Raw genomic sequence first — 24,307 nt, forward strand, 5'->3', positions numbered from 1 at the left:
GGTAGTTCAGTTGGTTAGAATACCGGCCTGTCACGCCGGGGGTCGCGGGTTCGAGTCCCGTCCACTCCGCCACTTATTCGATAACCTCGCCTAGTGCGAGGTTTTTTCGAATCTGACGTAGTAAAAAGTTTTAGGGGTGTAGCTCCAATTGGCAGAGCAGCGGATTCCAAATCCGCGTGTTGGGAGTTCGAATCTCTCCACCCCTGCCATATTTAAGGCTCTAGCAGAAATGCTAGAGCCTTTTTGCTTTCTGAATCTAATATATACGCCATTAGCAAAGCAGCGGATTCTCCGACTTACCAAAATAGAGCTTGTTGGGAGTCGAAACCTCCACCCTGCCATATCAATGCCTCAGCAGAAGTTCTGTTTTTTCACTTTATATTTGTTCGATTTTTAGTCGACAATTCCTGCTTTTAATAAAACCTAGCCTTAAAAGTGTAAGTGCTTACTTATCCCAGCCTCTTTTATAAACAATCAACAGCACAATCCCCACTTCTTTATGAGAATTATTCTCAATATTTTGTTACATTTTGGTCGTTATTACTAAAAGGCAACAAATATGGATATCTCCCGTCGTAAGTTTATTCAATCATCTCTCGCTATATCAGCACTCACTGTACTGCCCGCTTGCTCAATTAAACGGTTGGTTGATGAACAAGGAAAGTATGTTTACGACCTAACGGCAGAGCCTTCAACCGCTGAACTAGTAACGGGATTTGAGACTAATATTCTAGGCTTTAATGGCCAGATTCCAGCGCCAACGATTCGATGTCGACAGGGTGAAAAGGTCACGATCCGCTTTACGAATAAGCTATCAGAGCCGACGACTATTCATTGGCATGGTTTAAGAATTCCTATCGAAATGGATGGGGTTCCCTTCTTAAGTCAGCCATCAATCATGCCAGGTGAAACATTCATTTATGAGTTTACGCCGCCAGATGCCGGTACGTTTTGGTATCACCCACACATGAATAGCGTGAAGCAGCTTGGTATGGGCTTAGTTGGTCTTATTATCGTAGAAGAGAGCAATCCAGTACGGTTCGATGAAGAACACGCATTGATGCTTAAGCATTGGCACATCGACAAGCAGGGTCAATGGAAAGATTTAATGATCCCACGACTCAGTGCTCGTATGGGCACTCCTGGGGAGTGGAGTAGTGTTAATGGAGTCCATGAACCCGTATATCAGTTGAAGCAGTATGCAGCGACTAGACTGCGTATTGCTAATGTCGATAATACGATCACTTACCCTATTGCTGTCGAAGGGGCTGAAGCATGGGTTATAGCCATCGATGGTAATCCTGTAAAAACGCCTTATAAACTGACTCAACATAAAATTGGTCCGGGTATGCGTGTTGATATCGGACTGATCGCTCCTAAAGCTGGTGAGCGAGTTAACGTTCTCCATATGAAGGGGCGTTTCCCATTTTCTTTGTGTGAATTTGAAGTCGTAGATTCAGCATTTGCTCAAGGACGTTCGTTGCCATTACTACCATTGAATCCAGTGCCCAACCTAGATCTTGCTAATGCTGAAGAGATCGACTTTTTATTTGAATGGGAAGGGGCTGTTTCTCCAGTATCCAAAGATGGAAAATCGATGCCTAAGTTTTGGCTAACAAATAAAAGAGCATGGGAAGGAATGAGCAAAGACAATATTCCTGAACCGTTGGCGACTTTAGAGTTGGGTAAGACTTACATATTCGATCTTAAGAACGTCACTCAATATCATCACCCGATTCATATTCATGGTCATACATTTACTGTATTGGAACTTGATGGTAAAAAAATTGAAGAGCCTTTCCATACCGATACAGTGTTACTTGGAAAAAATGGCCGAGCTAAAGCTGCATTTGTTGCAGACAACCCAGGACGCTGGATGTACCACTGTCATGTAATTGAGCACATGAAAACAGGATTGATGGGATATATTGAAGTTAAGTGACACCTGTAACGTTTAATATTTGCGCATGCATTCTTAGTTTCTACCCTCGCTTTTATCGACGGTAAAGCTAGAATATAGGGACTATTGTTTGGGAGGATTCATGGGTCAGTTATCTATTTTAGGTTTTATTGCCATTGGTGGCGCATTTGGTGCTTGTTCGCGTTATTTGATTTCAGAGTTATGTGTGGTGATGCTAGGACGTGGTTTCCCTTACGGTACACTGACAGTTAACGTAATTGGCTCTTTAATTATGGGTTTGCTCATCGCAGCGTTTGAGAATGAGATGGTTGCGACAGAACCATGGAGGCAGATCATCGGTCTTGGTTTCCTTGGAGCATTGACTACATTTTCTACATTTTCGATGGATAACGTGCTTCTTATGCAGCAGGGTGCTTTCTTTAAGATGGGACTCAATGTGCTACTCAACGTGGTTCTCAGCATCTCAGCTGCATGGATCGGCTTCCAACTTTTGATAAAGTCTTAAAACTTTCTTACGATTTGTTAACAACTCGGCTTGGTTTATCCAAGCCGTTTTTATATACTCGATCGAACTTGTCGGAGTGCCATATGGCTGAGACCGTTAACTCGGGATCCGTTGAACCTGATCAGGCTAATACCTGCGAAGGGAACAAGAGTAGATATCTAACTAGAATCCTTCTAGAGATCTATCTCCAGATCACAACTGTATTTTCTTGTTGTGATCCCTCTTGTAGCATCAAATCCGTCAAGCATTTTTATCCCTATAAATAATGGCTAAAAGCCAAGGAAAAATGCTATGTCGAGTCGTAAACAAGCAAGACTGGAAGCGAAGAATTTCATTGATTCTTTATCCGTACAACCTTATCCAAATTCAAAAAAAGCTTACATCCAAGGATCTCGAGCGGACATTCAAGTCCCTGTCCGAGAAATATCACTCGCTGATAGCCTTGTGGGTGGCAGCAAAAAAGAGCCTGTATTCGAACCTAATGTACCTATTCAAGTTTACGATACCTCAGGTGTTTATACAGACCCTACACACGAAATAGACCTGTATAGCGGTCTTCCTAAGTTGCGAGAGCAATGGATTGAAGAGCGTGGTGATACGGAACTGTTAGACGATGTAAGCTCTGTTTACACCAAAGAACGTTTAGAAGATGAAACCCTAGACGACCTTCGCTACGGCAACCTACCTAGAATTCGCCGTGCTACAGACAACCAATGTGTTACCCAATTGCATTATGCTCGTCAGGGCATTATCACGCCTGAGATGGAGTACATTGCCATACGTGAGAACATGGGACGTCAGAAGTTCGCTGATGAGCAGCTTAACCATCAACACCCTGGCCATCATTTTGGCGCAAACCTGCCGAAAGAAATTACTCCTGAGTTCGTGCGTAAAGAGGTTGCAGAAGGTCGAGCTATTATCCCTTCAAACATCAACCACCCAGAATCAGAACCGATGATTATTGGTCGTAACTTCTTAGTGAAGGTCAACGCTAATATCGGTAACTCTTCAGTAAGCTCTTCGATTGAAGAAGAAGTTGAGAAGCTAGTTTGGTCAACTCGTTGGGGGGGCGATACCGTAATGGACCTCTCAACTGGCCGTAATATCCACGAGACTCGCGAGTGGATTCTGCGTAACAGTCCAGTGCCGATTGGTACGGTTCCTATGTATCAAGCGCTTGAAAAAGTGAATGGCGTAGCCGAAGACCTTAACTGGGAAGTGATGCGTGATACCTTGATTGAACAAGCAGAGCAGGGTGTTGATTACTTCACTATCCATGCTGGTTTGTTGCTTCGCTACGTACCAATGACCGCTAAGCGTGTGACTGGTATTGTCTCTCGTGGCGGCTCCATCATCGCGAAATGGTGTCTTGCTCATCACCAAGAAAGTTTCCTTTATACCCACTTCCGCGAGATCTGTGAGATCTGTGCGAAGTACGATGTTGCTCTGTCATTAGGTGACGGTTTACGCCCGGGCTCAATTGCGGATGCCAATGATGAGGCTCAATTCTCGGAGTTACGTACTCTAGGTGAGTTGACTAAAGTCGCTTGGGAGTACGACGTTCAGGTGATCATTGAAGGCCCTGGACATGTACCAATGCACTTAATCAAAGAGAACATGGATGAGCAGTTAGAGCACTGTCATGAAGCTCCTTTCTATACTTTAGGTCCATTGACGACAGATATTGCCCCTGGTTATGACCATATTACCTCTGGTATTGGCGCGGCCATGATTGGCTGGTACGGCTGTGCGATGCTCTGTTATGTCACCCCTAAAGAGCACCTAGGCTTACCAAACAAAGAAGATGTGAAGACCGGCCTGATTACTTACAAGCTGGCAGCACATGCTGCAGACTTGGCGAAAGGGCACCCGGGAGCACAAATCCGAGATAATGCGTTATCAAAGGCACGTTTTGAATTCCGTTGGGAAGACCAATTCAATCTAGCTTTAGATCCGGAAACCGCGCGTTCTTTCCATGATGAAACTTTACCGCAGGAGTCGGGTAAGGTTGCTCACTTCTGCTCAATGTGTGGACCTAAATTCTGTTCTATGAAGATCTCTCAAGAAGTTCGGGAGTATGCGAAAGATACAGAACAAGTAGCCGCGGATCAGGCCATCGAGATTAAGATGTTGGATAACCCGTTGGAAGGGATGCGTCAGAAATCACAAGAGTTCCGTGATACCGGCTCTGAACTTTACCACCCTGCAGTAGGTGCAAAAGAAGCTCAATTAGAGGAATAATGACAGTGAAGATACTCATCCCATCTCAAAATATTGAGTTAACGGGAGAGGCGCAGAACTGTCTATTGGTTGCTAAGCGACAAGGTTTGGCAACCGATGCAGTTGAGTTGGGCGTAAGCCCAACTCAATACTTCTCTATCGTTGATGCTCAGCAGGCGCTATCTATTGGCTTCGTTCATGATGTTGATTCATTGGCGGAGTGTAAGTTAGCGGAACTGAATCATGTTGTTGATTACAGTAATTCAGTCGCGCTAACTGACGTTTGTGGTGCCTTTACACAATCTCCAAACACTATCTATATTGGTGTCTCAGATGATTCATCTGTAATGGATATCTGGTCACACCGGGATGCTAATCGTGCTATCAAGAATGAAACTACAGCTCATCAGGAGTTAGATAATCGCGGCCACTTTGCTTGGTTACTTACTTTGTTGGCTCTGGAATTCCCACTAGAAGACGCACTAGTTTTAGCTCGAGCAGTATCTAATGTTTCACGTGGAACATGGCCTGCACATTACCAAAATTTTCCTATCCCTGTTCTTGAAGATCAACGATTGGACATAAGCGTAGGTTGGGCTAACCAAGGGACATCACTTTCTTTTCCTGAGTTGAATAAGAGTAGCCTCGGTTTATACCCAGTAGTTGATGATGTTGAGTGGATCGAAAGATTACTCAAGCTTGGAATCAACACTGTCCAACTACGTATTAAGAACCCGCAGCAAGCGGACTTAGAACAACAAGTCACACGATCTATCGAGCTTGGTCGAGAGTATAACGCTCAAGTTTTTATCAATGATTACTGGCAGCTTGCACTCAAGCATGACGCTTTTGGTGTTCATTTGGGGCAAGAGGATATTGAAGAATCAAACCTCTCACAGTTGAGCCAAGCGGGTATAAAGATTGGTTTATCGACTCATGGCTATTACGAGTTACTGCGCATTGTTCAAATCAACCCAAGCTATATTGCGCTAGGCCACATCTTCCCAACAACGACTAAGCAGATGCCATCAAAGCCTCAGGGTTTAGTTCGTTTATCTCTGTATCAACAGCTGATTGATACTATCCCATACACAAAAGAACTCACCGGTTATCCGACGGTTGCTATTGGTGGTATTGACCAATCGACAGCTGAGCAGGTGTGGGATTGTGGGGTGTCGAGTTTGGCGGTTGTTCGTGCTATTACATTAGCGGAAGACCCTAAAAAGGTGATCGAATTTTTCGAAAAACTGATGGCGTCTAAACCTCCAGCTCTCAAAGAAGAGGTTATGCAGGAGCCTAGCTATGCTGAGTGACTTTGAATTTATTCGTTATCAACGACAAATTGCGTTACCTGAAGTCGGTGAACAAGGACAACGAAACCTATTAAATAGCCATGTGTTAGTGATTGGTTGTGGTGGCTTAGGTAATGCTGCGGCTCTTTACCTTGCAGCTTCTGGTGTAGGAAAGATCGTGTTGGTTGATGATGACTGTGTGGATTCATCTAACCTGCAACGACAGGTCGCGTTCAAAGAAATTCAGTTAGGTTCGCCTAAAGTCGAAGCTTTGAAGCAACAACTGAGCGAGCTCAATAGTCGCAACCAAGTAAGAACCATCAATCAGCGAATGAGTGGCAGTCAGCTTGAACTTGAAGTGATGCTCGCTGATTTGGTGTTGGATTGTACTGACAACTTTGAGTCACGCCAGCAGGTTAACCAAGCGTGTTTCGGCAGCGATACACCTTTGATTTCTGGATCTGCAATCGGTTGGAAAGGCCAGTTTATTGTATTTGATTATCAGGATCAGAAAGGGTGCTATCACTGTTTGTTCCCTTTCAGTCATCATCCACAAACGACTCGTTGTAGTGATAGCGGCATCATAGGCCCAGTTGTTGGCACGATAGGGAACCTTCAAGCTTTGGCTGCTATTCAACGTTTAACTCGTGGTGAGTTTCAGGTCGCAACACATCAGCTCAAACTGTTTGATGGCCAAACGATGAATTGGCAAAACCTTATGGTTACTCAAGATAGTGAATGTCCCGTGTGCAGTGCGTCTGCTGTTAAGCATTTAGAAGAAGAAATCCAATGAGTCATATAACGATCTCTATAAACGAGCAACCAGAACAGGTCGCGCACTTGTCGTCTCTAGCGGACATTATCCACGCTTTATCACTACCTGATCTGGGTTGTGTATTTGCAATCAATAATGCGGTTGTCCCGCGTAGCCAGTGGCAACAAACGGTCATTAATGAAGGCGACGCTATTTCTCTTTTCCAAGCCATTGCAGGAGGCTAACCATGTTAACTATCGCTGATAAAACGTTTCAATCTCGACTCTTTACTGGAACTGGTAAGTTTGCCAATAAGCATTTGATGGCGAGTGCTATCGAAGCCTCAGGTTCTCAACTGGCAACCATGGCGCTGAAGAGAGTCGATATTCGCTCTGAGCAAGATGATATCCTACAACCCATCATTGATGCTGGCGTGAACTTACTACCGAATACGTCAGGCGCTAAGAATGCAAAAGATGCTGTCTTTGCTGCGCATTTGGCTCGTGAAGCGCTAGGTACAAACTGGCTTAAACTGGAAATTCATCCAGATCCAAAGTACTTGATGCCAGACCCAATAGAGACGCTTAAAGCTGCTGAGCAACTGGTTAAAGATGGCTTTGTTGTGTTGCCTTACTGCCATGCCGATCCAGTATTGTGTAAACGCTTGGAAGAGGTGGGTTGTGCTGCGGTTATGCCGCTAGGTGCCCCAATTGGTTCAAACAAAGGTATCGCTTCGGCAGACTTCTTAGAGATCATTATCGACCAAGCGAATGTCCCTGTGATTGTGGATGCAGGGATTGGCGCGCCATCACATGCTGCTCGTGCAATGGAAATGGGCGCAGACGCTGTGTTAGTGAATACGGCTATAGCTGCGTCTCAACAGCCTGTTGATATGGCGATTGCCTTTAAGTTAGCGGTAGAAGCAGGACGTATGGCTTACCTTGCCGGACTTGCAGGAAAAGTATCTCACGCGGTTGCTTCGAGCCCGTTAACTTCATTCCTAGACGAGTAGTATTGCTATGACGTTTGTTGATCGATTTAAACAGCTCAACTGGGATGACATTGGTATGTCTATCTTCAGTAAAACGGCAGCGGATGTTGAACGTGCTCTGAGTAAACCCAAACGCGACTTAGAAGACTTTAAGGCGCTGATCTCTCCGGCGGCAGAACCTTACTTAGAGCAGATGGCACAACAATCGCTGGCACTAACTCGCAAGCGGTTTGGCAATACGATGTCGCTTTATATTCCTTTGTACCTATCTAACCTGTGCGCTAACGCGTGTACGTATTGTGGTTTTTCAATGGAGAACCGTATCAAGCGCCGCACGCTTACTTTGGATGAAATCGATGCCGAAAGTGCGGCTATCAAAAAGATGAAGTTTGATAGCGTTTTGTTGGTCACCGGTGAACATGAAACTAAGGTCGGGATGAATTACTTTCGACAGGTGTTGCCGAATATCAAAAAGCAATTCAACTACCTTGCGATGGAAGTGCAGCCACTTGATCAACAAGATTACGCCGAACTTAAAACTCTCGGATTAGATGCGGTGATGGTTTATCAAGAGACCTATCAACCAAGGACCTACGCTGAGCATCATCTACGTGGCAATAAAATGGATTTTGAATATCGTCTTGAAACTCCCGATCGCTTGGCAAAAGCGGGGATCGATAAAATAGGTATAGGTGCCTTGATTGGTTTGGAAGATTGGCGAACCGACTGCTTCTTTGTTGCTGCTCATTTAGATTACCTAGAGCGCACTTATTGGCAGACTCGCTATTCAATTTCATTCCCGCGTCTTCGCCCGTGCGAGGGTGGAGAAAGTAATGGAGGCTTACAGCCTAAGTCGATCATGAACGATAAACAGTTGGTTCAGCTTATCTGCGCATATCGACTCTTAAACCCTGAGGTCGAGTTATCTCTATCGACTCGTGAATCAGCAACCTTCCGCGATAATGTGTTGCCATTGGGAATCACGAGTATGTCGGCGGCTTCTAAAACCCAACCTGGTGGTTATGCTTCGGGTGAGGAAGAACTCGAACAGTTTGAGATTAGCGATGATAGAAGTGCAGCCGATGTTGAGTCGATGATTCGTAAGCGTGGTTTCGACCCAGTATGGCGAGACTGGCACAGTGCCTATTCTGGTTAATCAACATATTGGTTGATGTTCCACGTGAAACATCGACGAGGTTCTATCGACAAACAAAAACGGCTACCTTTAGGTAGCCGTTTTTCTTTTAACTTAGCAAGTTCGTTTTGGTTCAGTTAACAGCTTAGCGAAGCATTAAGCGTGAGCTAATGGTGTCGTTGATTGGCGCAGCCATTCCAACGTATCACCTTCAACTAGTGGACTAACGTCGTTCCATACTTTCTGATGGTAGTCGTTCAGCCATGCCAGTTCAGGTCGTGTTAGCAAATCAACATTGATGTTGCGCTTATCGATAGGGCAACGAGTTAATGATTCAAACGTCAGTACAGAGAAGTCACCCTGAGTTGGCAGCTCAACAACCAGTTCTAGGTTCTCGATGCGGATACCAAATTCATCAGCACGGTAGTAACCCGGTTCGTTTGATAACACCATACCTTCAACTAGAGGCACGTCGATCAACTTCTTAGAGATGCTTTGCGGTCCTTCATGAACACTTAGGAAATGACCAACACCGTGGCCAGTACCATGGTCGTAATCGAAGCCTTCTGCCCATAAGTGCTGACGCGCTAGGATATCAAGTTGGAAACCACGAGTGCCTTGTGGGAAACGAGCTCGTGCGATGCCGATGTGACCTTTCAGTGCGAGAGTGAATTGCTGAATCATTTCGTCACTTGGTTGGCCAATCGCGATAGTACGAGTAATGTCCGTTGTGCCATCTAAGTACTGACCGCCTGAATCGACTAGATATAGAGTATTCATCTCTAACTGACCTGGTTCAGGTTGGTTCTCATGGTTGTAGTGACACATAGCTGCGTTTCCGCCTGCTGCTGAAATCGTGTCAAAACTTAGGTCCATCAGCGTTGGGTCCTGCTCACGGAACGACTGCACTTTGTCAGCCAATACCGCTTCGTTGTGCAGGTTACCTTGTGCGACTTCTGCATCAATCCAAGACAGGAATTTCGCCATCGCCACGCCATCACGAATGTGACACGCTTTCATGCCGGCAATTTCAGTTTCGTTTTTAGCGGCTTTTGGCATTAGACATGGGTCCGCTGCTTCAATGATATGAGCGCCAGCGTTTTGAAGAACAAGCGTATACCAAGCATTGCTTGTGCTTGAATCGACAGACACATTTTTGCCTTCTAAAGATTGAAGGCGCGCTTCAAGCTCTGATGGGTGAGAAACTCGAATGCCATTACCAACGTGTGCTTCAAAGCCTGCAGGAGTACGAGCAGGGTCTAGGAAGAAATCGACGCTTTCATCAGCGTGAATGATTGCATTAGACAGCACAACAGGTAGGCGGGATACGTCTAAACCGCGAACGTTAAGTAGCCAACAGATTGAGTCTAGCTCGGTAAGGATAGCGGCGTCTGCACCTTTTGCTTTTAACAAGCCAGCAATCTCAGCGCGCTTACTCTCGCTTGATTGACCAACGGCGTTTGTTGCCATTAGGCGCACATTAGACACGACAGGCTCAGGACGATCAGACCAAAGCTCATCAATCGGGTTTGCTGATAGCGTTGTTAGCTCAACTTTCTCTGCTAGTTTTGCTTGTGCGCCTTTCAACCAAGCGGCAGTGTGCATGCGTGGGTCGAATGCAACCTTACTGTCTTGTGGCAACGAATTGATGATCCAATCTAAAGCCGGTTCTTCAATAAGGTGGCGATACTCAAATAACTCTGCTGGTACTTGCTTACGAACCTGAACGGTGTAGCGACCATCAACAAAAATAGCAGCAGTTTCACGAGTGATAACAGCGGCACCTGCAGAGCCAGTGAAACCTGTTAACCAGTGAAGTCGCTCGTTATGAGCGGGAACGTATTCACCAAGATATTCGTCTTCATGTGGAATGATAACGGCATCTAGGTTGTTTGTTTCAAGCCAAGCTCGAACCGCATCAACGCGTTCAGCAGTGATATTGTGCATCTGTGTTTATCCTTATTGTTAGGGTCCTTGTTAACACTCACCATAGATAGACAGGTGAGGGGACTTATTAGGTCAATAAGCTAGCGCTTTTGTTCGTTTGCTGCAAACGCTGTACGCCATTTTTATCTAAGGTGCAGAGTTTTTTCTTTGATGATATCTCGCAACCAAGTTAAGGCTGGGTCATTTTCTCTGTCACGGTGCCAAAATAGAGTGTATGCCATCGGCGGGAATTCCATAGGTAAAGGAACAACCACTAAATCGAGTTGCTTGGCGACCAGGTAAGTAAAGTGGCTTGGTGCTGTAAACACAAAGTCGGTGTAGGTACACAGGCTCGCCGCGCTATTGAAGTCTGGAACTGAAATAGCGATATCACGTTGGTGGCCAAGATCGGCAAGTTTGTAGTCTAGTAGCCAACGGTCATTACCATCACACCTTACTTGTACATGACGCTGCGCAAGGTAGGTTTCCAGATCCCACTTACCACTCAGTGCAGGGTGGTTACGTCTTAACACACACATCTGTGCATCGCGGTAGATCTCTTGTTCGCAGATGTCGTCTGGCGGCAACATGGTTAAACGCGCATCGTTGATGTCGATGTCTTTGCCTGTGAGTCCGATATCTAGTTCACCAAGCTGCAGTTTCTTAAAGGTTTGCTCTGTCCACGCGTGGGTGTTGATATTGACCTTAGGCGCTTGCCGAAATATTGCTGGTAAGAAGTGCGGAAGAATCAGCGGGTAAACACTCTCAACGGCAGCAATATGAAAACTGTGGTCACTGTTGTTGGGAATGAATTTCTCTGGTTGGGTAAGTACATCAAGTTGATTGATCAGCGTTTCTAATCGAGGCTTGAGAAAAACAGCTTTCGGTGTTGGTCGTAGGCCATGGGCACTTCGCGTAAAAAGGGGATCATTAAATTGCTCACGAAGCTTGGCTAGCGACTTACTCACCGCTGATTGGCTCAAGCATAATCGATGTGCGGTGCGCGTGACACTCAGCTCTTCCATCAGCACCTGCAAGCAAACCAATAGATTGAGGTCGAGGCGTGATAGTTTCTCGATATTCATGTGAGTTTCCTATTTGGAATAATGCTAATGAGTATATGCCATTTTTGTTCATATCTTTAGTCCGTTATTATGCATCCAAATTAACTCATCCGGAGAATCTTGTGCCTTCTAACGCGCTTCCAAATCCTAGCAAATTGCAGGTTGCACTACTTGCAATGCTGGTTCTATTTAGCCCTTTGGCTATTGATATTTATCTACCAGCTCTGCCACAAATTTCGACAGCGTTTCACGTGGAACATGCACTAGCACAAGATACGATTACTTGGTTTTTATTCGCCATGGGTGTCGGGCAATTATTTGCAGGCCCTTTGGCTGATAAGTTAGGACGTCGAACCGTTGCATTGGGAGGTGTTAGTATCTATGCATTGAGTGCTTGCTTGGCGTGGGCAGCTCAATCGATTGATATGATGCTAATAGCTCGGCTGCTACAAGGCTTAGGAGCTTGTGCGACTTCTGTAGCAGCCTTTGCGACGGTTCGCGATCTATTTGGCCCTGAGAAGAGTGGCCGTATGATCAGTTACCTCAATGGTGCCATTTGCTTTATTCCTGCACTAGCACCGATTCTGGGTGCTTGGTTAACTCAACAGTTTGGCTGGCGCTCGAACTTTAGCTTTATGGCTGTGTTCGCTGTTGTGGTTGGCACCATTTTGTTTTTCCAAATGAAAGAGTCTAATCCGGCGACAGAAAAGGTCGCGGTGTTCAAACTTGAGCGTTACTGGTCGGTATTGAAAACACCATCATTCATCTTCCATGCAACCTTATGCTTGATGGCGATGGCGGTCATTCTTGCTTACGTTACCTCTGCACCTGTTGTGCTGATGGAAAACCTAGGTTTGACGATGAATGAGTTTACGTTCTGGTTTGGCATCAACGCGGTTATCAACATCACGGCTGCATTCACTGCGCCGAAGTTCATGGATCGTTTTGGTACTTACAAAGCATTGGTTGTCGGTATTTCAACGCTTGGTTTAGCGGGTGTGGTTATGTTGGTGCTTGCTGAGCATGCTAGCGCGATCGCATTCATGCTGCCGATTTTCCTATCTTCAGTTGGCTTCGCTTGGATTCTTGGTGCCGCAGCCGGTAAGGCACTTGAACCTTTTGGTGACCGTGCGGGTACCGCAGCTGCGTTGCTTGGCTTGTTCCAAATGAGCGGTTCTGGACTGCTTGTTGGTACGATGCAACGTCTTGATTTAACGTCTCAAGTGATGATTGCGCTGCAAATGTTCCTTATTGTTCCTGCATTGTTAGTGCTTGCGAGCAAAGCGGGTAAGTCATGGCACACGACGTTTGCTAAGGCATAAGTCTCAAGGGTGACAAAATATACAAATGGCGGTTTGCGAAACGTTAAAACATGGTATATTTGTCACTCATTGAAACGTTAGTCCCCAACGGAAAATACTGTAATGTCATTAACAACCTACGAAATGGCGCGCATCTTAGAACAAATGGAAGATGCACCTGAAAAGGTCATGTTTGGTAAATTGCTTAAAGAGCTAGGAAACCAAAGTGAAGAGCGTATTCGCAGTGCGGCAAAACAAGTTCCAATTGATACTTTGCGAGATATCATTTACCAATTTCAACGCGTGGTTGAATCTCGTAAAGGTGAACAAGTTCAGCTACTAGCAAAAGAGCTAGCCGAGCAAGGTATCTCTGCTGAAGAGTTACAAGCTTTTCTAAACAAGTAGTTTATTCCAGATAAAAAGAAACCACTCAATTGAGTGGTTTTTTGCGTTTTGGACCTATGTAAATTTAGAGACCATGGGAAAGAGGTTTAGCTTTTGAATTGCGCTTTTAAGATTCTATCCAATGAAAATGGTCCAGCTCCCCAGACCACGACGATAAGAATCATTAATCCCCAAAGCTGATGATCATAGAAGCCTTGTGCCCACAATACAGGGTATGACACGACGGCTATGATATTGAAAACGAACAGCACTGCAGCCATTAGTCGGGTTAACAAGCCAAGCGCTAAGAATACCGGCAGAATCAATTCAGCTGCGGTACCCATGTAAGCGGCCAATTCCCAAGGCAAAAGAGGCACTTGGTATTCCAATTCAAACAAGTAAAGGGTGCTATCCCAAGTGGCTATCTTGGTGAGTCCTGAATTAAAGAAGACCCATGCCACCCATAGGCGACAAAACAGAAGTAGTACGGGAACAAAAAGTGCCTGTGATTTCTCAATCAAACTGTCGTATTGAGCCATCATGTTCGTGACTGTGTTGTTATCCATATTATGTCTCCAATTCGGCATTGATTGAAAAGCCTGAGATGACGTTAAGTGCCATGACAGTATTCAGATGTTGTAGTAGTAAAGGGTCTATCGCTGAGAGCGTTTGACCCGATTGCAATTCAGTTAATAGTTGGTGGCTTTCTTGCGTCAAACGATGGCTCTCAACCTGTGAATTTTCCGCTCGGATTAACACCCCAAATTCAGGTTGGTTGATGTCTAACCCATCGAGTTGTTGCTGATAGATAGCCTGCTCAAGCGCGATAATCGTATAGCTAGAATTAACTAGCGTTATTGAATCTTTGAGATGAAAGACTAAAGCGCCTTGTTGCTCTGGTGGTACATCAGCTAAACGAGAAAGAGGGCGTTGGTCGACATGTGATTCTGAAACGCATCTCACCAAGCTATCTTTTTGCCATTCATACAAAGCCACTTCACCGAGATAAGGTGCAGCCTTGATAACGGCAGGAAAGGCTTGGATAGTTTGTTCAAAGTGTTCACCGTAACCACTGACATCACCAGAGGTTGATGGATAACTTAAGACATGTTGACGAGCCATTTGTTGGAAGCACTCTTCGCCAACCAGCATTTCAGTGAGTGGGTAGGTTGCTGCCAGTACTTCGCTCAAGCTAATCACAAAGTTGTTGCGGTAAATCTGGATGCGTTGCTCATCAGTAAAATGGTCGCTCACTATGTCGCAGTGCTCACCATTGTTTTGATAGCGTAGGGCGTTAGCAAACTCCGATTGTACATTAGCTAAAGAGTGGCTCATGATGCGCGACTCCTTTGGTTGAACTTGTCGTGTTGATACAAGATATCACTGGCTTTGGCCGCTTCAGCCAATAAAACTGGTGGCTCTGGGATATCTAAATCCCACTCTATCAAGGTGTGGCGCAAACCATGTTGTGCAATCCAGTCAGTGTAGAGTTGCCATACTTCGTCACAGACAGGCTTGCTGTGGGTGTCTATCCAGATCTCACCTTGTTCGAGTTTCTTTTTGGTAAAACCTGCCAAGTGAATCTCTTCCACTTTGTCTGCTGGTATTCCATTGAGATACTCTTCACAGCTGAAACCGTGATTAAAAGATGAGACAAAAATATTATTGAAATCGAGCAGTAGGCGACACTCGGTACGCTTTTGTACCTCGGCTAAAAATTCCCACTCTGGGATGGTTGAATGTTTGAAGGCAAGGTAGCTCGATGGGTTTTCAATCAGCATAGGGCGTTGCAGGCCGTCTTGCACCTCGATGACATTGCGGCAGAAGACTTCTAACGCCTCTTCGGTATAAGGCAGCGGTAACAAGTCATTGAAGTAGTGACCGCCGGTCTGACTCCAGCTGAGATGATCAGAAACCAAGAACGGCTCGATATCATCAATCAGGTCTTTTAACTGCATCAGATGATGTTGATTGATGCGCTCAACAGAACCTAGCGACAATCCAACACCGTGACAACTTATGTTGTGGGCGTTACGTATTTCTCTGAGTTGTTGGCGTTGCGGTGATTGAGCTAAAAAGTAGTTCTCGCTGTGAACCTCTAACCAACTCACTAACGTTGGATTTTGGCTAAAGAAGTCCAAGTGAGGTGTTCTAAGGCCAACCCCTGCATTGGGATGAAGAGTGTCAGTCACAACGGTTCTCCTAATAGGAAGTGGAGGTGAGCCGAATTTCAGCTCACCATACTTAGCAGCTCAATTATGATGATTGAGTGTCACCACCTGATAATTTGCCACATAGTCCTTTAGGAACGACCACGAATGCATCGGATTGGTTGTCTTCTTTTGCTGTACCCGCACATGAGCTTGTTTTGGTTGCACAATCATTCTGGCCAGCTTTTGCCACGCCGTAGCATTTTTCTTTTGCTGCTGCTTCCGCAGGTGCTGATGTAAGAACTGCACCGCCGAACGCTAGTACACTTGTGATTGCAGCTGTAACAGCAAGATTAGAATTTTTCATAGTCATTCCCTCTAGACTTAATTTGATTTACACATAGCAGGTTATAGAATTGTTAACTTGCTTACTAAAAAGGATAGGAAGAACCAGGAAATAATTTCACAGCATTATTAAAATAATCGATATTAATGATGTGTTGTTATTTAAGTTATTGATTATGTGATGTTATTTTTTGACTGTTTTTTCTTCTTATTATCCTAAACGCAGCCTAGTGTTTAGGTTATAATCAACTTTTATGTATAAATACCCAGTAGTGAGCATATCCAATGATAGATCCTTCGCTTTTACTCGATGGCCTAAACGATAAACAACGTGAGGCGGTCGCAGCACCTTTAGAAAACCTACTTATTCTGGCTGGTGCTGGCAGTGGTAAAACGCGAGTGTTGGTGCATCGTATTGCTTGGCTGCAAAGCGTAGAGCAAGCATCGCCGTTTTCTATCATGTCAGTAACCTTCACCAATAAAGCGGCAGCAGAGATGCGTGGCCGTATTGAAGAGTTGATGATGGGAAGTTCATCGGGTATGTGGAACGGTACCTTCCACGGTATTTGTCACCGTATTCTTCGAGCTCACTACCTAGATGCAAAACTGCCAGAAGATTTCCAGATCATTGATTCAGATGATCAGATTCGTTTACTACGTCGCTTAATCAAGGCGCAAAACCTTGATGAAAAGCAGTGGCCTGCCAAGCAAGCTTCTTGGTGGATCAATGGTAAGAAAGACGAAGGGCTACGCCCAAGTCACATTGACGCCTACCATGATCCAATAACTCAAACGTGGTTAAAGATCTACTCTGCTTACCAAGAGGCATGTGATCGTGCTGGCTTGGTCGACTTTGCTGAAATCTTGTTGCGATCGCATGAATTACTGCGCGATAAGAAACACATCCGAGAGCACTACCAAGCTCGCTTCAAGCATATCCTTGTCGACGAGTTCCAAGATACCAACAACATTCAATACGCTTGGCTACGTATGATGGCAGGTCCGGATTGTCGGGTGATGATCGTGGGTGATGATGACCAATCTATCTATGGTTGGCGCGGCGCGAAAATCGAAAATATTCAAAAGTTCTTGGATGAATTCCCAGGAGCTTCAACGGTTCGACTCGAACAAAACTATCGTTCAACCAAAACCATTTTGCAGGCGTCGAACGAGCTTATCTCGAACAACACCGAGCGTATGGGTAAAGAGCTGTGGACCGATGGCAACGATGGTGAGCCAATCTCTGTGTACTCGGCTTACAATGAGCTAGATGAAGCGCGTTTCACGGTAAGCAAAATCAAAGAGTGGCAGGAGAAAGGCGGGGCACTAGAAGATACGGCAATGCTTTATCGTAATAATGCCCAGTCTCGTGTTCTTGAAGAAGCTTTGATTCAAGGTGGTTTACCTTACCGAATCTACGGCGGCATGCGATTCTTCGAGCGTCAGGAAATCAGAGATGCTCTGAGTTATCTGCGTTTAATGAGTAATCGCAGTAATGATGCGGCGTTCGAACGTGTCGTCAATACGCCAACGCGTGGCTTGGGTGATAAAACCTTAGAAACGATTCGTCTTGCGGCGCGTGATCGTGGTGCAACCATGTGGGAAGCCAGTGTTGCTCTGATAGAAGAACAAGTGTTACCAGGCCGTGCTGCGGGTGCTTTGAGCCGCTTTATCGAGCTTATCAATGCACTTGAAGATGACACCATAGAACTGAGGCTTCATGAGCAAACCGACCACGTGATCAAATCGTCGGGCTTGTTTGCGATGTACGAGCAAGAGAAAGGCGAGAAGTCGAAGGCTCGTATTGAGAACTTGGAAGAATTGGTAACGGCAACGCGTCAGTTTGAAAAACCAGAAGAAGCAGATGAAATGAGCATGCTAACGGCATTCTTAACTCATGCGGCTTTAGAAGCGGGTGAAGGTCAGGCTGATGAGTTTGATGATGCGGTTCAGTTAATGACCCTGCATAGCGCCAAAGGCCTAGAGTTCCCAATGGTATTCATGGTGGGTGTCGAAGAAGGCATGTTCCCAAGCCAAATGTCCGCCGAAGAAGCGGGGCGTTTAGAAGAAGAGCGTCGCCTGTGTTATGTAGGTATGACTCGTGCGATGGAGAAGCTTTACATCACTTACGCAGAGATGCGTCGTTTGTATGGTCAGGACAAGTACCACAAACCATCGCGCTTTATTCGCGAGTTACCTGAGACATGTCTGGATGAAGTGCGTATGAAAGCGCAAGTGAGCCGCCCTGCAAGCAGTGGTCGCTTTAGCCAAACCGCAGTGAAAGAGAACTTTAACGAAACGGGCTTTAGCTTAGGCTCTCGCGTTAAGCACCCTAAGTTTGGTGAAGGTACCATCATCAACTTTGAGGGAAGTGGTCCGCAGAGCCGAGTTCAAGTCGCGTTCAACGGTGAAGGCATCAAGTGGTTAGTAACGGCTTACGCTCGTTTAGAACAGCTTTAATCTGTTACTTCGACATCTAAAAATCGTTCATTATTAAAAACAAAAAGAGCAGCCACTGGCTGCTCTTTTTATTGCTCTGTACCGACCTAAATTAGGTTAATACGAGCTTAAAGCATTTCCGCCTAAGCGTGAGGCTTACAGTGCTGCAAGTGCCGCTTCGTAGTTTGGTTCTTCAGTGATCTCTGCAACCAACTCGCTGTGCGTTACCACACCTTTCTCATCAACAACGACAACTGCACGTGTTGTTAGGCCAGATAATGGGCCTTCAGCAATCGCCACGCCGTAGTCTGATGCGAACGCAGGAGAACGGAAAGTCGAAGCGTGTTGAACGCCTTCAATGCCTTCTAGTTCGCAGAAGCGACCAGCAGCAAACGGTAGGTCAGCAGAAATACAAACCACAACCGTATTTTCAAGCTCTGTTGCTTTTGCGTTGAACGTACGTACGCTCGTTGCACAAGTTGCTGTATCGATGCTTGGGAAGATATTTAGAACCACTTTCTTGCCTTTAAGAGAAGCAAGAGTCAGTTCAGAAAGATCGCCTGCAGTCAGTGCAAAGCTTGGTGCTTGTTCGCCAGTTTGTGGGAATGTGCCTGTTAGCGGTACAGCAGCGCCTTTGAAGGTAACGTGTGACATGAATTTGTCCTTAGTTTAATTATGGTTATGAAACTAGTTGAGCCTAGTTCGACTTACGTTACTCTGAAGTGGTTAAGAAGTGAATGCTTTAATATCAGAATTATTATTAAACGTATTGAGTTTTCGGTTGGCAGGCGAAGTAGAAGGTCAATTGGAAAGTAATGGATTAAGGTATAGATAAAGAAAAACCCCGAGAGCTTGCGCTCATCGGGGTCTGTAGTCTTACTCGCAGCAATCCGGCTACTAAGTGTGCTCCATGCATCAAATCCATGATAGTGTGCTGTTATCCTTCAGCGTATTCCTTTCGTCGCCATCCTAGCGGTGTCCTTGATCTTATCCTGATCTGCCAACAATCCTCGTTAGCGCGCGTCACTTGTTCCTTGAGCGGTGTCCATTGTCTTTCCTTAGTAGCAACCATCCTAGTTACTATTGCGTCCATTCAATGTCCATTTCGCTATCCATGCCGATTATTCATCCTGAGTAATCGAATCTTCATCCTGAAGATAACCAAGTCCTTGGCGTTTCCTGTTCCGTGTCAGCATCCTTCCGACGCCATTCATATTACCGATTCCTTATTTATCAGCAATGGTGCATAAGCGAATTTCTATATAATTATTTGAATGATAAATGTACGTATCGTTTTATTTCAATTGGTTATGATATCTAGGTGACTAATTTCGTCATCAAATATCGATATTTACTCACTGCCTTGTGAGAGATCTCGCACAAGGCAGCGAGTAAAAAGGGAGGATTATTCCCTACTGACCAATGGCTGCACCTTCACGACGAGGGTCTGCAGCGCCTTCTAAACCATCTTTTGTGATGCGAATCGCGTGTAAACCAGAGTTAAGATCGCGAACGTTGACCTCAAATCCCATCTTTTCTAGCTCAGGTTTGAAGTTTTCCGCTGATGTTCCTTTTTCCAAATCTAAGGTACCGAAGCGGTTTAGGAAGTGTGGTTGATTGATGGCTTGCTGAATATCCATGTCCCATTGGGTATGAGCAATGATCGCTTGTGCCACATAACCTATGATACGGCTGCCTCCCGGAGAGCCAATTGCCATGTAAGGTTTATCGTCTTGCATGATGATGGTCGGTGCCATTGAAGAGCGTGGACGCTTACCTGGTTCAAGTCGGTTGGCGATAGGCTTACCATCGTTATGGGTCTTGAATGAGAAATCTGTCAGTTCGTTGTTGAGTAGGAAACCTCTAACCATCAAGCGTGAGCCAAAGGCATTCTCAATGGTGGTGGTCATCGACACGACATTGCCATCGCTATCGACAATATTGAAGTGGCTGGTGGACGGCAATTCAATAGAAACATCTTGGCTTCTCTGCATCGCGTGATCCCACGGCGGTGTGCCTGAAGGTGCGCTTGCCAATGCCTTACCTGCGGTAATTAACTGAGCGCGTTCCTGCAAATAGTCAGTATTCACTAACCCTTGGGTAGGCATTGGCACATAATCTTGATCCGCCATGTACATACCACGGTCTGCAAAGGCTAGGCGAGAAGCGTCTGCTAACACCTGCCAAGACTTCGCATTGTTTGGTCCCCATGATTTAAGATCAAACTGCTCGGTCATCGCTAAGATCTGCCCAACCGTTAATGCACCTGAACTTGGTGGACCCATTCCACACACTTGGTAGCTTTCATAAGCAGAACAAACCGGCTCGCGCTGCTTAATCGAATAAGCGTCGAAGTCTTTCTGTGCTAATACGCCCGGGTTACCTTTCGCTGTTTGCACGGTATTGATGATGTCGGTAGAAATCTCACCTTGGTAAAAGGCCTTAGCACCGTTCTTAGAAATAGCGTTTAACGTTGCCGCGTACTCTGGGTTCTTAAGTTGCGTGCCAGCTGTTTTCGGGCTGCCATCGGCATTGAAGAAGTAGGCTTTGGTAGTGGCAAAGCGGCTTAGTCGCTCTTGGTCATTCTCAATCAAGGTGGCTAAACGTGGACTAATAGTAAAACCTTCTTCAGCCAGCTGAGCAATAGGCTTAATCAGTGATGCCCATTCGAGCTTGCCGTACTTCTGGTGAGTGTCCCACAGTAATTGCACCGTGCCTGGCGTGCCAACAGAACGACCGCCAACCACGGCATCATAGAATTTAAGCGGTTGGCCGTTTTCGTCTTGGAATAGACGTGGTGTGGCATCAAGTGGTGCAGTTTCACGGCCATCGTAGGTTTTGAGTTGCTTGTCCTTGCCATCAAAATAAACAAGGAACGCGCCGCCACCAATACCTGAAGACTGAGGTTCCACTAAGCCAAGCATAAGCTGGACGGCAACCATGGCGTCAATCGCGTTACCACCACGAGCAAGTACATCAGCACCGGCTTGTGTGGCAAGAGGGTTGGCCGCGGTGACCATCCAATCGTTGGCTTTAATGAGCTGTTTGGTTTCTAAACCACTACTTTGTTCGGGTGCGACGGAATCGGCAGCTTGATTTGCCCAACTGACGTGAGAGGCAAAAAGTAGGGTAGAAGTGGCGAGGGTTGTTAGTTTTGTTTTCCACTGCATGATCTTCTCCTTTTAATATGCAGAGCTAGATTGGCAGTGGAAAGATGAGATAGCCAGAGTGTTGTTAACGAATTGTAATCTTGATTCGAATTTAAGCGATTAAACCGGACAGCGACTGCCAAAGAATACTCACGCCAATAAGGCTGAATACCACGCCACATAAGCCATCGATGTATACCGTTGCTTCGCTGAGTTTCTTTTGCAATGCTTTAGTCGAAAGCATCCAAGCCAGTAGTGAGAACCAAAACAGAGACAGACCAAATAGGATGATAAGCGCAAAGCCTTTACCTGACAGAGACATGTCGGCAGGCACTAGGCTCGACATCAAGCTGATAAAGAACACCAAAGCCTTTGGGTTGAGAATATTGGTCGCAAACCCTTTCGAAAATGCCTGACGCTTATTGGTCAGAATCAAATCGTTGGCATTGACGGTATCGGCATCATCATCGTGGTTCTGAATGATTTGCCAGGTTGCTTTAAGTGCTCCGTAACCTAAGTACAGCAAGTAGCTACCGCCGGCTAGTTGGATAATGGCAAATAATGTCGGTTGTTGGTGGACTAGGTAACTGATTCCCGTCAGGCTCAGCAATGAGTGCAGCAAGATCCCGCAAGATAAACCAAGCGCAATGTACAAGCCTGTCTGGCGTCCGTGACGCGTCGCATTTTGCACGACTAACGCAAAATCAGGGCCGGGGCTCATCAAAGCGATGAAGTGGATAGAGGCTAGGGTGATCAGTATGGTGACTTCGTTCATCGTCAGTTCTCAATAACGTTGCCGCTATTTTTAAATAAGTAATCGTATTGAGCGTAGCTTACCGTGATTTGAAATCGAGCAATTGTAAATTATCAACACTTAGTTGATTTGTGACGGTGGTACGCCGAACGTGGTTTTGAAAGCCTTAGAGAAGTGTGCTTGGTCATAGAAGCCTACTTGGTGCGCGACCTTGGTACCACATATCCCAGACTTAATCAGACGCATGCTCTGTTCCATACGTAAACGGCTCAGCCATGCATAAGGCGTAATGCCCATTCTGTTTTTAAAATGGCGTTGGAATTGAGTCGTGGTTAAACCACACAACTCAGACAATTGTTCTAATCGCACTGGTTGATCCAAGTTCGCCATCAAGTAGTCTTTTAGCGTATCAATCGATTGATTACCCAGTTTGATGTCACTCTTCGATCCAAATTTCGCATAACGATCGACAATCGTCGAGAACCCTTCGAAAGGTAAGCAATCTTGAGCGAGCTGGCTGATGTTTTGATGGATTAATAGGCCGTGTAAGTTGCGCAATTGTGAAAATGCAGCTTGATCGGAGAGGATCAACTCAGAAAAGCCTAATGTGTGACCATTCTTCTTGGGATCGGCAAGATCTTGAAACCATTGGGGAGAAACTGCAAACACACTGACTTGATAACCCGAATCGAGTTTGGAGTGCCCATCATGCAGCTCATCCGGTGGCATGATAACAACTTGGCCAGCACCAACATTATGGCTCGTCCCTTTATAGACGAATTTCTGCTGTCCTTGGGTAATTAAACCAATGTGAAAGTCCAAATGATAGTGGCGCTGAAAAGCAAACTCTTGGTATTGAGCTTGGATCAGGCTGATATCTTCTGTTGGGGTAGAGTAATAGTGGACTTTATCCATGGTACAAAAAAGCTTGGTCAAATAGTCATCAATTCAACCAAGCTTATCTTCGTATTAAGGGATTGTCTTGTAAAAAACGATCAGTGTTACCGCTTAGCGCGTTTGTTCTTTCTGTTGTTACGCAGACCGTCAAAGCTGAATATCACCAACGCTCCCCAAATAAAGGCGAAGGTAATCGCTTTGTCACTGGTAAACGCTTCGCCATAAATCAGCACCGCTAACAAGAACATTAAGCTTGGCCCAATGTACTGGAAGAAGCCGAGGGTCGATAGCTTCAAGCGTGTTGCAGCGCCAGTAAAGCACAGCAGTGGAATGGTGGTAATAACACCAGCAGCAACCAGTAACAGATTGAGTTGCATTGGGTTCATTGAGAAGTCCGAGGTCGGACTATCAGCAATAAACAGTAGGTAGGTTGCTGCGAGAGGCAACATAACCAGAGTCTCAATGAACAAACCGGTTTGCGCTTCTAAGCTCACCTTTTTACGCAGTAAACCATAAAAACCAAAGCTAAAGGCTAGGGCAATGGCGACGATCGGCACTGAACCGAAGGCAATTAATTGGATTAATACGCCAATCGCAGCAAGAGCCACTGCAAACCATTGCAGCTTACGTAAGCGTTCGCCGAGGAAGAGCATCCCGAGCAACACGTTAATCAGTGGGTTGATGTAATACCCCAAGCTGGCATCAAGCATGTGATTGGAATTCACCGCCCAAATAAAAATAAGCCAGTTAGCGCCCACCAAAATAGACGTCGCCACCAAATAGAGCATTTTTGGTTTCGAGGTCAGGGTGCCGCGGACTTTACGCCAGCTGCGGCCAATGTGCAGTAAGAAAGCGAGTAGGAAAAAGGACCATACTACACGGTGGCTAAGGATCTCTAACGGGGAAACATCACTTAAAGATTTGAAATATATAGGGGCGATCCCCCACATGGTGTAGGCGCCGACGGCAAGCAAAACTCCCTGGCGCGTACGTTGTTGTTCTTCCTGTGTCATGCATCTTTCTCTAGCACTGAGTGCTTATTAATAAGATTTATAAGAGAGTTGGTCAGTATAGGAGCGA

General features: G+C 45.6%; 22 protein-coding genes, 1 tRNA gene and 1 riboswitch. Of the genes, 12 read left to right on the forward strand and 11 right to left on the reverse strand.

All coding sequences use genetic code 11. The features are described from left to right. The first annotated feature begins 132 nt into the window (after positions 1–132). The 9 genes from L3V35_RS24820 to thiH all read left to right on the forward strand — a co-directional run bounded on the left by L3V35_RS24820 (position 133) and on the right by thiH (position 8,839). A tRNA-Trp gene (locus L3V35_RS24820) sits at positions 133–209 on the forward strand. Between the two features lie 350 nt (positions 210–559). Next, a complete protein-coding gene (locus L3V35_RS24825; RefSeq protein ID WP_237300807.1) occupies positions 560–1,942 on the forward strand; it encodes a multicopper oxidase family protein in 1,383 nt (460 codons plus the stop codon). A 100-nt stretch (positions 1,943–2,042) separates the two neighbouring features. Beyond that, positions 2,043–2,426, forward strand: coding sequence for a fluoride efflux transporter CrcB (gene crcB, locus L3V35_RS24830; RefSeq protein ID WP_004736665.1), 384 nt, complete (start codon positions 2,043–2,045; stop codon positions 2,424–2,426). Between the two features lie 62 nt (positions 2,427–2,488). Beyond that, positions 2,489–2,587: riboswitch (TPP riboswitch) on the forward strand. 130 nt (positions 2,588–2,717) lie between these two features. Beyond that, complete coding sequence (thiC, locus tag L3V35_RS24835) at positions 2,718–4,667, forward strand: phosphomethylpyrimidine synthase ThiC (RefSeq protein ID WP_054548401.1); 1,950 nt, start codon at positions 2,718–2,720, stop codon at positions 4,665–4,667. After that, on the forward strand, positions 4,667–5,959 hold the full coding sequence (locus L3V35_RS24840) for a thiamine phosphate synthase (RefSeq protein WP_237300808.1): 1,293 nt from the start codon (positions 4,667–4,669) through the stop codon (positions 5,957–5,959). The genes thiC and L3V35_RS24840 overlap by 1 nt, the downstream gene beginning before the upstream one ends. Beyond that, a complete protein-coding gene (locus L3V35_RS24845) occupies positions 5,949–6,731 on the forward strand; it encodes a HesA/MoeB/ThiF family protein (RefSeq protein WP_054548403.1) in 783 nt (260 codons plus the stop codon). The genes L3V35_RS24840 and L3V35_RS24845 overlap by 11 nt, the downstream gene beginning before the upstream one ends. Next, entirely contained in the window at positions 6,728–6,937 is a 210-nt protein-coding gene (gene thiS, locus L3V35_RS24850; RefSeq protein WP_237300809.1) for a sulfur carrier protein ThiS, read from the forward strand. The genes L3V35_RS24845 and thiS overlap by 4 nt, the downstream gene beginning before the upstream one ends. A gap of 2 nt (positions 6,938–6,939) precedes the next feature. Continuing rightward, positions 6,940–7,704, forward strand: coding sequence for a thiazole synthase (locus L3V35_RS24855; RefSeq protein ID WP_017069601.1), 765 nt, complete (start codon positions 6,940–6,942; stop codon positions 7,702–7,704). Positions 7,705–7,711: 7 nt separating this feature from the next. Continuing rightward, a complete protein-coding gene (gene thiH / locus L3V35_RS24860) occupies positions 7,712–8,839 on the forward strand; it encodes a 2-iminoacetate synthase ThiH (protein ID WP_054548404.1) in 1,128 nt (375 codons plus the stop codon). A gap of 135 nt (positions 8,840–8,974) precedes the next feature. Here the strand turns inward: thiH and L3V35_RS24865 are convergent, their stop codons facing one another. Then, positions 8,975–10,765: an aminopeptidase P family protein gene (locus L3V35_RS24865; protein ID WP_237300810.1), complete on the reverse strand. Its 1,791-nt coding sequence runs from the start codon at positions 10,763–10,765 to the stop codon at positions 8,975–8,977. Positions 10,766–10,887: 122 nt separating this feature from the next. Further along, positions 10,888–11,829 carry a LysR family transcriptional regulator gene (locus L3V35_RS24870; protein ID WP_054548406.1) on the reverse strand — a complete coding sequence of 314 codons (942 nt, stop codon included), beginning with the start codon at positions 11,827–11,829 and terminating at the stop codon, positions 10,888–10,890. Positions 11,830–11,930: 101 nt separating this feature from the next. Here L3V35_RS24870 and L3V35_RS24875 point away from each other — a divergent pair, with 101 nt between their 5' ends. Both L3V35_RS24875 and L3V35_RS24880 read left to right on the forward strand, forming a co-directional pair. Then, the gene (locus tag L3V35_RS24875; RefSeq protein WP_237300811.1) at positions 11,931–13,130 is read left to right on the forward strand and encodes a multidrug effflux MFS transporter; all 1,200 of its coding nucleotides are present in this window, start codon (positions 11,931–11,933) and stop codon (positions 13,128–13,130) included. Between the two features lie 102 nt (positions 13,131–13,232). Further along, complete coding sequence (locus L3V35_RS24880) at positions 13,233–13,514, forward strand: hypothetical protein (RefSeq protein WP_004736654.1); 282 nt, start codon at positions 13,233–13,235, stop codon at positions 13,512–13,514. 86 nt (positions 13,515–13,600) lie between these two features. Here the strand turns inward: L3V35_RS24880 and L3V35_RS24885 are convergent, their stop codons facing one another. The 4 genes from L3V35_RS24885 to L3V35_RS24900 form a co-directional block, all read right to left on the reverse strand. Continuing rightward, positions 13,601–14,059, reverse strand: a complete 459-nt coding sequence (locus L3V35_RS24885) for a DoxX family protein (RefSeq protein WP_237300812.1) — start codon at positions 14,057–14,059, stop codon at positions 13,601–13,603. A 1-nt stretch (position 14,060) separates the two neighbouring features. Further along, positions 14,061–14,828, reverse strand: a complete 768-nt coding sequence (locus L3V35_RS24890; RefSeq protein ID WP_065205764.1) for a DNA-binding domain-containing protein — start codon at positions 14,826–14,828, stop codon at positions 14,061–14,063. Further along, positions 14,825–15,685, reverse strand: a complete 861-nt coding sequence (locus L3V35_RS24895; RefSeq protein ID WP_237300813.1) for a DUF692 domain-containing protein — start codon at positions 15,683–15,685, stop codon at positions 14,825–14,827. Before L3V35_RS24895 ends, L3V35_RS24890 begins: the two co-directional genes overlap by 4 nt. A 64-nt stretch (positions 15,686–15,749) precedes the next feature. After that, positions 15,750–16,010 (reverse strand): DUF2282 domain-containing protein, encoded by a 261-nt coding sequence (locus L3V35_RS24900; protein ID WP_016783738.1) that lies wholly within the window; start codon positions 16,008–16,010, stop codon positions 15,750–15,752. A gap of 263 nt (positions 16,011–16,273) precedes the next feature. Between L3V35_RS24900 and uvrD the strand changes: the two genes are divergently transcribed. Beyond that, positions 16,274–18,448, forward strand: coding sequence for a DNA helicase II (gene uvrD, locus L3V35_RS24905; RefSeq protein WP_009848185.1), 2,175 nt, complete (start codon positions 16,274–16,276; stop codon positions 18,446–18,448). Between the two features lie 135 nt (positions 18,449–18,583). Here uvrD and tpx read toward each other — a convergent pair whose 3' ends face one another. The 5 genes from tpx to rarD form a co-directional block, all read right to left on the reverse strand. Then, positions 18,584–19,081 (reverse strand): thiol peroxidase, encoded by a 498-nt coding sequence (tpx, locus tag L3V35_RS24910; RefSeq protein WP_146454378.1) that lies wholly within the window; start codon positions 19,079–19,081, stop codon positions 18,584–18,586. Positions 19,082–19,839: 758 nt separating this feature from the next. Further along, the gene (ggt, locus tag L3V35_RS24915; RefSeq protein ID WP_108087144.1) at positions 19,840–21,597 is read right to left on the reverse strand and encodes a gamma-glutamyltransferase; all 1,758 of its coding nucleotides are present in this window, start codon (positions 21,595–21,597) and stop codon (positions 19,840–19,842) included. Between the two features lie 91 nt (positions 21,598–21,688). Continuing rightward, on the reverse strand, positions 21,689–22,351 hold the full coding sequence (locus tag L3V35_RS24920) for a LysE family translocator (protein WP_009848188.1): 663 nt from the start codon (positions 22,349–22,351) through the stop codon (positions 21,689–21,691). A 99-nt stretch (positions 22,352–22,450) separates the two neighbouring features. Then, a complete protein-coding gene (locus L3V35_RS24925) occupies positions 22,451–23,245 on the reverse strand; it encodes an AraC family transcriptional regulator (protein WP_017077762.1) in 795 nt (264 codons plus the stop codon). Positions 23,246–23,331: 86 nt separating this feature from the next. Then, positions 23,332–24,240 carry an EamA family transporter RarD gene (gene rarD / locus L3V35_RS24930; protein ID WP_171331094.1) on the reverse strand — a complete coding sequence of 303 codons (909 nt, stop codon included), beginning with the start codon at positions 24,238–24,240 and terminating at the stop codon, positions 23,332–23,334. Between the last annotated feature and the right edge of the window lie 67 nt (positions 24,241–24,307).

The sequence above is a fragment of the Vibrio sp. L5-1 genome, from assembly GCF_021728315.1.
Taxonomy (GTDB): domain Bacteria; phylum Pseudomonadota; class Gammaproteobacteria; order Enterobacterales; family Vibrionaceae; genus Vibrio; species Vibrio splendidus_K.

Excerpts from the sequence above, each read along its gene's own strand:
- L3V35_RS24890 (WP_065205764.1), bottom strand. The coding sequence starts at position 14,828 with ATGAGCCACTCTTTAGCTAATGTACAATCGGAGTTTGCTAACGCCCTA.
- L3V35_RS24920 (WP_009848188.1), bottom strand. The coding sequence starts at position 22,351 with ATGAACGAAGTCACCATACTGATCACCCTAGCCTCTATCCACTTCATC.
- ggt (WP_108087144.1), bottom strand. The coding sequence starts at position 21,597 with ATGCAGTGGAAAACAAAACTAACAACCCTCGCCACTTCTACCCTACTT.
- tpx (WP_146454378.1), bottom strand. The coding sequence starts at position 19,081 with ATGTCACACGTTACCTTCAAAGGCGCTGCTGTACCGCTAACAGGCACA.
- L3V35_RS24870 (WP_054548406.1), bottom strand. The coding sequence starts at position 11,829 with ATGAATATCGAGAAACTATCACGCCTCGACCTCAATCTATTGGTTTGC.
- L3V35_RS24885 (WP_237300812.1), bottom strand. The coding sequence starts at position 14,059 with ATGGATAACAACACAGTCACGAACATGATGGCTCAATACGACAGTTTG.
- crcB (WP_004736665.1), top strand. The coding sequence starts at position 2,043 with ATGGGTCAGTTATCTATTTTAGGTTTTATTGCCATTGGTGGCGCATTT.
- L3V35_RS24845 (WP_054548403.1), top strand. The coding sequence starts at position 5,949 with ATGCTGAGTGACTTTGAATTTATTCGTTATCAACGACAAATTGCGTTA.
- L3V35_RS24880 (WP_004736654.1), top strand. The coding sequence starts at position 13,233 with ATGTCATTAACAACCTACGAAATGGCGCGCATCTTAGAACAAATGGAA.
- L3V35_RS24825 (WP_237300807.1), top strand. The coding sequence starts at position 560 with ATGGATATCTCCCGTCGTAAGTTTATTCAATCATCTCTCGCTATATCA.
- thiS (WP_237300809.1), top strand. The coding sequence starts at position 6,728 with ATGAGTCATATAACGATCTCTATAAACGAGCAACCAGAACAGGTCGCG.
- uvrD (WP_009848185.1), top strand. The coding sequence starts at position 16,274 with ATGATAGATCCTTCGCTTTTACTCGATGGCCTAAACGATAAACAACGT.
- thiC (WP_054548401.1), top strand. The coding sequence starts at position 2,718 with ATGTCGAGTCGTAAACAAGCAAGACTGGAAGCGAAGAATTTCATTGAT.
- L3V35_RS24855 (WP_017069601.1), top strand. The coding sequence starts at position 6,940 with ATGTTAACTATCGCTGATAAAACGTTTCAATCTCGACTCTTTACTGGA.
- L3V35_RS24900 (WP_016783738.1), bottom strand. The coding sequence starts at position 16,010 with ATGAAAAATTCTAATCTTGCTGTTACAGCTGCAATCACAAGTGTACTA.
- rarD (WP_171331094.1), bottom strand. The coding sequence starts at position 24,240 with ATGACACAGGAAGAACAACAACGTACGCGCCAGGGAGTTTTGCTTGCC.
- thiH (WP_054548404.1), top strand. The coding sequence starts at position 7,712 with ATGACGTTTGTTGATCGATTTAAACAGCTCAACTGGGATGACATTGGT.
- L3V35_RS24925 (WP_017077762.1), bottom strand. The coding sequence starts at position 23,245 with ATGGATAAAGTCCACTATTACTCTACCCCAACAGAAGATATCAGCCTG.
- L3V35_RS24865 (WP_237300810.1), bottom strand. The coding sequence starts at position 10,765 with ATGCACAATATCACTGCTGAACGCGTTGATGCGGTTCGAGCTTGGCTT.
- L3V35_RS24840 (WP_237300808.1), top strand. The coding sequence starts at position 4,667 with ATGACAGTGAAGATACTCATCCCATCTCAAAATATTGAGTTAACGGGA.